This window comes from Mesorhizobium sp. M7A.F.Ca.US.007.01.2.1 (assembly GCF_003998165.1).
GTDB classification, from domain to species: Bacteria; Pseudomonadota; Alphaproteobacteria; order Rhizobiales; family Rhizobiaceae; genus Mesorhizobium; species Mesorhizobium ciceri.
This window is the reverse complement of record NZ_RZQP01000060.1, coordinates 21481-30897: the sequence shown is the minus strand read 5'-3', so window position 1 is coordinate 30897 and position 9417 is coordinate 21481. Positions and strand designations below refer to the sequence as shown.

Here is a 9417-nt window from a genome sequence, read left to right as displayed (position 1 = left end):
GGATTTTCTGGATGCGGAACTCTGGAGCCCGTTATGATTATCATATCCTTTTTCCAAGCGTCTTCACGCCACTCTCTCGGCCGGCGTGGACGTGCTGCAGCAATGGCCGCGGTCATGGCCTTGAGTGCGACGCTGACCGGCCCGCTGATGCTGCCCGGAACACAGGCGCATGCGGCGGAAATTTCCGTCACCGTCCGCGAAAGGCTTTCGAACTATGGCGGATGGCGAACCTCCAGCCGCTTCGGCGATGTCTGGGTTCCCTCGGTGCATACCCAATGGCGGCCCTACACCGAAGGCAGGTGGGTCTGGACTGACAATGGCTGGTACTGGCAGTCCACCGAGCCATTCGGCGATGTCGTCTATCACTATGGCCGCTGGGCGTATGATCCCGATTTCGGCTGGGTGTGGATCGCCGGCGATCAATGGGCGCCAGCCTGGGTGGTCTGGCGTCAGGGCGGCAATGATGTCGGCTGGGCTCCGGCGCCGCCCGACGTCGGTGCCGCCTTCGACGACGCCTGGTGGTGTTTCGTGCCGGTGGCGGCGATCGGCGCGGTGGATCTGGTCAGGGTGGTGCGGCCGGTTCAGGAGAACGTCGTCATCGTGCGCAACACGACATTCATCAACCAGACGGTCGTGGTCAACAATGCGCCACGCGTGCGGCTTGGCAACCAGGTGGTTGCAATCAATGCCGGACCCCGGCTGCAGCAACTCCCGAAGCCCGTCATGGAATCGATCAAGGCGGCAAAACTGGTTCCTCCGCTCAAAGGCGTGTTTGCCAGTGCACGTCTCGATGCTTCCAGGGGCGCCGAAATCAAGAAGCTTGCCGGCAATGCAATGCCTGCCGCCAAGGCGGCCAATGGGAACGGGCAAATCGTGGCGGGCCATGGCCCCAAGATTGCGAGCGGCGACAAGGCCACGTCTCCGAGCGCTGTGACAGCGAGCAATCCAGCCGTCGTGAAGCCTGGCAACACTGTGCGCAAGCGGATGGCCGCCGGCAACGGCGCGAAGGCCGATGCGCTCAAGCTGCATGCCGACAGGACCGCGGGCGATGGACGTATCGTCGTCAAATCGTCGGCCAAACCGGGTTCGGCCAAGCCGGTCTCGGGGCAGCGTCCTGCACGCGGTGCCGGACAACAGAAGCCGCATCAGCAGGCGATGGCAATGCACATGCCCCAGCACCATGGCCCGGCAAGGGTGGCACCTCACCATCCGCCAGCGAAGATGCAGGCGAGGAAGGTGTCCAGATGCGATCCGCGCGTTTCCCGCTGCAAGGCGCCGCGCTGATCGCCTCAATCGCGCCGGCACGCTGTGCGCGCCGGCGCGATTTTTCCCGTTGACAGGTCGCCTTGCCCGCCCTTAGTGTCCGCCACCATGAAAACAGCACTCATTCTCGTAGGAAAGCGCGTGGGCAAGGCGGTGTAACCGCCGGGCGAAAACCCCCCATGCGCAAGACACAGGCTCCCTCGGGGGCCTTTTTTATTGCCTGAAACACGACTAAACGACCAGCAAACGCCCAATGGCGACAGTACGGGACCAGACCGATGAGCAACGGACAGAACGAGCGGCGCGAGATGACGGGCGCCGAAATGGTGGTGCAGGCGCTGAAGGACAATGGCGTCAAGCATGTCTTCGGCTATCCCGGCGGCGCTGTCCTTCCGATCTATGACGAGATTTTTCAGCAAGACGAGGTCGAGCACATACTGGTGCGCCATGAGCAGGGCGCCGGCCATGCGGCGGAAGGCTATGCGCGTTCGACCGGTAAGGCCGGCGTGATGCTGGTGACCTCCGGCCCGGGCGCCACCAATGCGGTGACGCCGCTGCAGGACGCGTTGATGGATTCGATCCCGCTGGTCTGCCTGACCGGGCAGGTGCCGACCTCGCTGATCGGCTCGGACGCTTTTCAGGAATGCGATACGGTCGGCATCACGCGCCCCTGCACCAAGCACAACTGGCTGGTGAAGGACGTCAACGAGCTCGCCGCCACCATCCACGAGGCCTTTCATGTCGCGACCACCGGCCGTCCCGGTCCGGTCGTCGTCGACATCCCGAAGGATGTGCAGTTCGCCAAGGGATTCTATGTCCCGCCGCAGATCGCGCCACGCACCAGCTACCAGCCAAAGGTCCAGGGCGACCTGGAGAAGATCAAGGCGGCGGTCGAGTTGATGGCGGGCGCCAAGAAGCCGATCATCTACAGCGGCGGCGGCGTCATCAACTCCGGCCCGGAAGCGAGCCATCTGTTGCGCGAACTGGTCGATCTCACCGGTTTCCCGATCACCTCGACGCTGATGGGCCTCGGCGCCTATCCGGCATCGGGCAAGAACTGGATGGGCATGCTCGGCATGCACGGCACCTATGAAGCCAACATGGCCATGCATGATTGCGACGTGATGATCTGCATCGGCGCGCGCTTCGACGACCGCATCACCGGCCGGCTGACCGCCTTCTCGCCGAACTCGAAGAAGATCCACATCGACATCGATCCGTCGTCGATCAACAAGAACGTCCACACCGAGGTGCCGATCATCGGCGATGTCGGCCGGGTGCTGGAGGATATGGTGCGGCTGTGGCGGGCGAGCGCCAAGGCCGACAAGAAGGCGCTCTACCCCTGGTGGGAGCAGATCGCCAAATGGCGTGCGCGCGACTCGCTCGCCTACAAGATGAACAACGACGTGATCATGCCGCAATACGCCATCGAGCGGCTCTACGAACTGACCAAGGGCATGGACACCTACATCACCACCGAGGTCGGCCAGCACCAGATGTGGGCGGCGCAGCACTATCGTTTCGAGAAGCCGAACCGCTGGATGACGTCGGGCGGGCTGGGCACGATGGGTTATGGCCTGCCGGCAGCACTCGGCGTGCAGATCGCGCATCCCGACGCTTTGGTCATCGACATTGCCGGCGACGCCTCGGTGCAGATGACGATGCAGGAGATGAGCGCGGCGGTGCAGCACAATGCGCCGATCAAGATCTTCATCCTCAACAACCAGTATATGGGCATGGTGCGGCAGTGGCAGCAGTTGCTGCACGGCAACCGGCTGTCGCATTCCTATACCGAGGCGATGCCGGACTTCGTCAAGCTGGCCGAGGCCTATGGCGGCCACGGCATTCGCTGCGAAAAGCCGGACGAGCTGGACGACGCGATCAAGGAGATGATCTCGGTCAGGAAGCCGGTGCTGTTCGATTGCCGCGTGGCGACGCTCGCCAACTGCTTCCCGATGATCCCGTCGGGCAAGGCGCATAACGAGATGCTGTTGCCCGACGAGGCGACCGACGAGGCGGTGGCCAATGCCATCGACGCCAAGGGCAGGGAACTGGTGTAGCCGGCAGAACCAAGGCAGGGCTGTCGCGAGAAAGCCCTGCGCAAACAAAGAATTAGCTCAAGAGCTTGAAATCGAGATTCATGTCATGAACGCACAGCTACAACCGACCGGTTCGGCCTATTTTATCGCCAAGGAAACGGAAAAGCCGGAAAACCACACGCTTTCCGTGCTGGTCGACAATGAGCCGGGCGTGCTTGCCCGGGTCATCGGCCTATTTTCCGGGCGCGGCTACAACATCGAGAGCCTGACCGTCTCCGAGACCGAGCATGAAAAACACCTGTCGCGCATCACCATCGTGACGCGCGGCACGCCGCATGTGCTGGAGCAGATCAAGCACCAGCTGGAGCGCATCGTGCCGGTGCACCGCGTCGTCGACCTGACCGTGCGTTCGCATGAATCCGGCCAGGAGCGGCCGCTGGAACGCGAACTGGCGCTGGTCAAGGTCGCCGGCATCGGCGAGGCCCGGGTCGAGGCGCTGCGGCTGGCCGATGCGTTCCGCGCCAGCGTCATCGACGCCAACACCGAGCATTTCATCTTCGAGATCACCGGCAAGGGCTCCAAGATCGATCAGTTCATCGCCATCATGAAGCCGCTCGGCCTGGTCGAAATCTGCCGCACCGGCGTGGCGGCGTTGAACCGCGGCCCGCAGGCGATGTAGGCCTTCGGTGCTGGCGCCGGGCGCGCCAGCCAGCTTCCACAGTGAGGCTTCTGGCCCCGCTGTGGGCCGTCCGTGGGCCTTTGCGGGTTGCCTAGAAAAGACAACGATCCTGACTTGTCGGGGAGGATATCCATGTCGCTTGACGCTTTCCTTGCCCTGCTTGTCTACGCCTTGGTGACTTCGATCACGCCGGGGCCGAACAATCTCATGCTTCTGGCATCGGGCGTGAATTTCGGCATCGTCAGAACCGTTCCGCACATGCTTGGCATCAGCATGGGTTTCCTCGTGCTGCTGCTTGCCGTCGGTCTTGGCCTTGGCGCTGTGTTGACGGCGTTTCCGGCGCTGCATACCGCGCTCAAGATCGCCGGCGGCGCCTATCTTTTGTACCTCGCCTGGAAGATCGCCATGTCGCGCACGCTGACCGGCAAGGGCGAGACGAAGGCGCGGCCGATGCGCTTCATCGAGGCGGCTGCATTCCAGTGGGTCAATCCCAAGGCGTGGGTGATGGCGATCACCGCCATGGCCGTCTATGCCAATGCCGAGCACCCGTTCCTGTCGGTGGTGTTGATCGCTGTGGCCTTCACCATCGTCAATTTGCCGAGCGTCTCGGTGTGGGCTGGGTTCGGCACCGCGCTGCGCGGTTTCCTGTCGGACCCGGTACGGCTGAAATGGTTCAACATCGCCATGGGCGTGCTGCTGGCGGCGACGCTTTGGCCGATGCTCAAATAGGTCGAGACGCGCACATTCTGGTCGTCTCAGGCCGGAAGGCGATGGCTCGCAAGCCGTCGGATGGGGATTCAGCCCGTGTTGCACATCCATTGTGCAGTGCACATTAAATCTTCGTAATGCCGTGTTTTGGCCCTTTTCCGACAAAGGCGCGTCCTATCTATTCGGCGAAATCGCGGCAACGGGCCGTGATTTGCGCTAGAGTAGAACCATCGGACCACGACGTGTCGGGTGGAGAGGGCCTTTGACCATGCGTGGAAAAGTCGTTCTTTCGTTGCTTGCCGTCGCCTGTGCGGGCGCGGCCTGGCTCTATGTGTCTCCGGACGCGCTGAGCAAGGCTCAGCAGCTCATCGGCGCAAAGCAGGTCGCTGCCGCGGACAAATCGGCAACCGGCAAGCCGGCAGCGGGCGACAAGGCGGCAGGTGGCGGCGGTGCCGCCCGCTCGGCTTCCATCCTCTCGGCCGTCGCCTCGACAGCCGATTTCCCGATCCGGCGTTATGCGATCGGCTTCGTCTCGTCTCCCGCCGTCGTCAACATCAACGCGCGGGTGTCCAGCCAGATCGTCTCGATCGACGTCAAGGATGGGCAGATGGTCAGGGTCGGCGACGTTCTGTTCTCGCTCGATGACCGGGCGCTGAAGGCGCAGCTTGCCAAGGATCAAGCGGCGCTCGCCAAGGATCAGGCGATGCTCGCCAGCTCGCAGTCCGATCTCCAGCGCGCCAAGGATCTGGTTGCCAAGCAGGCCGGCACGCAGCAGACCTACGACCAGGCCGTCGCCGCGCAGAAGGCTGCCGCTGCGACCGTTGACGCCGACAAGGCGACAATCGACGCCGACAATGTCCAGCTTGGCTTCGCCACGATCACGGCGCCGATTTCCGGCAGGCTGGGTGCGGTCAGCGTCGCCGTCGGCGATCTCGTCACCGTCAGCAATGGCAACAGCAGCACGGCGACCCCGCTGGTGACCATCACCCAGATGGACCCGCTGCAGGTCAACTTCAATCTGCCGGAAAGCAATCTCGCCCTGCTGCACAAGGCGCTTGCCAATCCGCAGCAGGGCGCGGTGACACTGACCAAGGATGGTGACGCGACGCCGATCGGCAAGGGCACGCTCGATTTCGTCGACTCCAGCGTCGACACTGCGTCGGGCACTATCGCGACGCGGGCAAGTATTCCCAATGCCGACCTTTCGCTATGGCCCGGCCAGTATGTGAATGTCGTGCTCGACGCCGGCATCATGCCGCAGATGACATCGGTTCCTACCGTCGCCGTGCAGCCAAGCCAGAAGGGCCCTTTCGTCTATGTGGTCAAGCCGGACAACACGGTCGAGATGCGGCCGGTGCAGGTGGCGCTGACCGAAGGCGACAACAGCGCCATCAGCCAGGGGCTGAAAAGCGGTGAGAAGGTTGTCACCGAGGGCCAGACACGGCTGAAGGACGGCGCCGCGGTGCATGAAGGCAAGACCACGGCGGGTGCCGCTGCGCCCAAGGTGGCCGAGGCGACCAGCGCCGGCGAGGCCGCCCAATGATCTCCGAATTCTGCATACGCCGGCCCGTCGCCACCCTTCTGATGTCGTTCGCCCTCGTGCTGGGCGGGCTGTTCGCCTACAAGTTCCTGCCGGTGGCCGCACTGCCCAGCGCCGAATTCCCGGTGGTCAACGTCTCGGCCTCGCTGCCCGGCGCCTCGCCGGAAACCATGGCGACATCGGTGGCGACGCCGCTGATCAAGCAGTTCGCCACCATCGCCGGCATCGATTCGATCTCGACCACCAATTCGCTTGGCCAGACTTCGATCGCCATCCAGTTCGTGCTCAACCGAGACATCGACGCGGCGGCGGCCGACGTGCAGGCGGCGATCGCGCGCACGCAGAAATCATTGCCGCCGCAGATGACGGCGCCGCCGAGCTATCGCAAGGTCAATCCGGCCGACGCGCCGATCCTTTTGATGTCGCTGGTCAGCGACACGGTTCCGCTGACCGACCTCGATGCGTTCGCGGAAAACGTCATCTCGCCGTCGCTGTCGACCATCGACGGCGTGGCGCAGGTCTCGATCTTCGGCCAGCAGAAATACGCGGTGCGCATCCAGATCGACCCGACCGCGCTTGCCGCACGCGGCATCTCGATCGATCAGCTGCAGGCGGCGGTTGCCTCGGCCAACAGCAACACGCCGCTCGGCGTGCTCCAGAACGACAAGCAGCAGCTCACCATCACCGCCAACACGCAGCTGACCGACGCCGCCGGTTTCTCCAACATCATCATCGCCACCAAGAACGGTCACCCGGTACGGCTGGGCGAGGTGACCCGCGTGGTCGATTCGGTGCAGACGACCACGACCGCAAGTTGGTACGATGGCACCCGCGCGATCATCATGGCCGTGCAGCGCCAGCCCGACGCCAACACTGTCGACGTCGTCGACAAGGTCAAGGCGATGCTGCCGTCCTTCAAGGACCAGATGCCGGCCGCCGCCGACATCAAGTTGCTTAACGACCGCTCCAGTTCGATCCGGCAGGCGGTCAGCGACGTGCAGTTCACGCTGCTGCTCACCATTGCCCTGGTCATCATGGTGATCTTCGTGTTCCTGCGCCGGGTGACGGCGACAATCATCCCGGCCGTGGCGGTGCCGATCTCGCTGATCGCCACGCTCGGCGCGATGTTCCTGTTCGGCTTTTCCATCGACAACATCTCGCTGATGGGCCTGACGCTGGCGGTCGGCCTCGTCGTTGACGACGCCATCGTGATGCTTGAAAACATCTTCCGCCACATGGAGGAGGACGGGCTGTCGGCCTTCGACGCCTCGCTGAAGGGCGCGCGCGAAATCGGCTTCACCATCATCTCGATCTCGATCTCTCTGGTGGCGGTTTTCATCCCCGTGCTGCTGATGGGCGGCGTCATCGGGCGCATCTTCAACGAGTTCGCCGTGGTGGTGACGGTCGCCATCCTGGCGTCGATGTTCGTGTCGCTGACGCTGACGCCGATGCTGTGCTCGCGGCTGCTGTCGGTGACCAAAGCCGACCGCGACAAGCATGGCCCCGGTCACAAGCAGGACCTCGTCACGCGCGGCTACGACAGGGTCTTGAGCTTCTGCCTGCGGCACACCTTCCTGGTGTTCCTCGTCTTCGTCGGCACCGCGGCAGCGTCGGTGTGGCTGATCCAGATCTCGCCGAAGGGCTTCTTCCCGCAAGAGGATATCGGCCAGATATCGGTGACCACCATTGCCCGCCAGGACATCTCGTTCGACGCCATGTCCAGGCTGCAAGGGCAGGTCGCCAGCGTCTTCTCGCATTCGCCCTATGTCGACCATGTGGCGTGGTCGGCGGGCAGCGGCAACAACGCGCTCAACCAGGGGCAGCTCTTCGTCCAGCTCAAGGGCAAGGACCAGCGCCCCGATATCGAGAAGGTGCTTGCGGATCTGCGCAAGCAACTGGCCCGCGTGGCGGGCATCGAGACCTACATGCAGCCGGTGCAGAATTTGAGGCTGGGCTCGCGGTCGTCCGCAAGCGCCTACCAGCTCGTGGTTCAGGGCCTTGATACCGGCCTCACCGATATTTGGGCGCAGAAACTGAACGACGCGATGGCGGCCGACCATGCGAACTTCACCGACGTCACCAGCGACCTGCAGAACAATGCGCTGCAGGCGACGCTGGTGGTGGATCGCGACAAGGCCGCCCAACTCGGTATCGATACCGACACGTTGCGCTCCGCCCTCTATGGCGGGTTCGGCACCGACCAGGTTTCGACCATCTTCGGTTCGGCCGACAGCTATGAAGTCATCACCGAGCTCGATCCCAAGATCGAGTGGTCGCCCGAGCGGATGCTGGCCATCCAGATGAGGACGGCGAGCGGCAGTCTTGTTCCGCTCGGCGCCTTCGCCCGCGTCGATCGCACGGCCGGCGCCCTGACCGTCAACCAGCTCGGCCAGCTTCCAGCCGTGACCATCTCCTACAATCTGCCGCAGGGCGTGGCGCTGGGCGACAGCGTGACGCGCATCAATGCGCTGAAAGAGCAGATCGGCATGCCGACGGTGATCTCGACGACCTTTGCCGGCACGGCCAAGACCTTCCAGGATTCGCTGGCCAACCAGGGTTTTCTGGTCGGCGGCGCAATCCTGACCATCTACATCGTGCTCGGCATCCTCTACGAAAGCTTCATCCACCCGCTGACCATCCTCACCGGCCTGCCATCGGCCGTACTGGGAGCGGTCGTTGCGCTGCGCTTCGCCGGCATGGATCTGTCGGTCATCGCGGTGATCGGCATCCTGATGCTGATCGGCATCGTCAAGAAGAACGGCATCATGATGGTCGATGTCGCGCTTGAGTTGCGACGAGAAGGCATGTCGGCGACCGAGTCGATCCACAAGGCCTGCCTGATGCGCTTCAGGCCGATCATGATGACGACGCTGGCGGCACTCATGGGCACGTTCCCGATTGCGCTCGGCACCGGCGCCAGCGCCGAACTGCGCCAGCCGCTGGGCGTTGCCGTTGTCGGCGGCCTGCTTGCCTCGCAGGCACTGACCCTGTTCGTGACGCCGGTGATCTATGTCTACATGGAGAATTTCTCGGGCTGGCTGGTCGGGCTTTGGTCGAAGCGCAAGGGCGAGCCGGGTCCGGTCGAAACTGTCGACCAGCTCTCGCTGTTCAAGGCGAGGGAAGACATGCAGCCCGAACCGCAGCGGGCGGCCGCCGAATGATGTGACAGGGCCAGTGCATGTGCCGCT

Annotated in this window: 6 protein-coding genes; all 6 read left to right on the top strand. The window is 63.6% G+C overall.

All coding sequences use genetic code 11. The annotated features are described in order from the left end of the window. Positions 1 to 102 precede the first annotated feature (102 nt). The 6 genes from EN949_RS13770 (at position 103) to EN949_RS13745 (ending at position 9390) form a co-directional block, all read left to right on the top strand. On the top strand, positions 103 to 1284 hold the full coding sequence (locus EN949_RS13770) for a DUF6600 domain-containing protein (RefSeq protein WP_063168270.1): 1182 nt from the start codon (positions 103 to 105) through the stop codon (positions 1282 to 1284). A 257-nt stretch (positions 1285 to 1541) separates the two neighbouring features. Next, positions 1542 to 3323 carry an acetolactate synthase 3 large subunit gene (locus EN949_RS13765; protein ID WP_082826477.1) on the top strand — a complete coding sequence of 594 codons (1782 nt, stop codon included), beginning with the start codon at positions 1542 to 1544 and terminating at the stop codon, positions 3321 to 3323. Positions 3324 to 3408: 85 nt separating this feature from the next. Beyond that, positions 3409 to 3981: an acetolactate synthase small subunit gene (gene ilvN / locus EN949_RS13760; protein ID WP_013531048.1), complete on the top strand. Its 573-nt coding sequence runs from the start codon at positions 3409 to 3411 to the stop codon at positions 3979 to 3981. A 132-nt stretch (positions 3982 to 4113) separates the two neighbouring features. Further along, entirely contained in the window at positions 4114 to 4710 is a 597-nt protein-coding gene (locus tag EN949_RS13755) for a LysE family translocator (RefSeq protein ID WP_024501399.1), read from the top strand. Between the two features lie 247 nt (positions 4711 to 4957). Beyond that, the gene (locus EN949_RS13750; RefSeq protein ID WP_063168269.1) at positions 4958 to 6232 is read left to right on the top strand and encodes an efflux RND transporter periplasmic adaptor subunit; all 1275 of its coding nucleotides are present in this window, start codon (positions 4958 to 4960) and stop codon (positions 6230 to 6232) included. Continuing rightward, complete coding sequence (locus EN949_RS13745; protein ID WP_063168268.1) at positions 6229 to 9390, top strand: efflux RND transporter permease subunit; 3162 nt, start codon at positions 6229 to 6231, stop codon at positions 9388 to 9390. Before EN949_RS13750 ends, EN949_RS13745 begins: the two co-directional genes overlap by 4 nt. Positions 9391 to 9417: the final 27 nt, after the last annotated feature.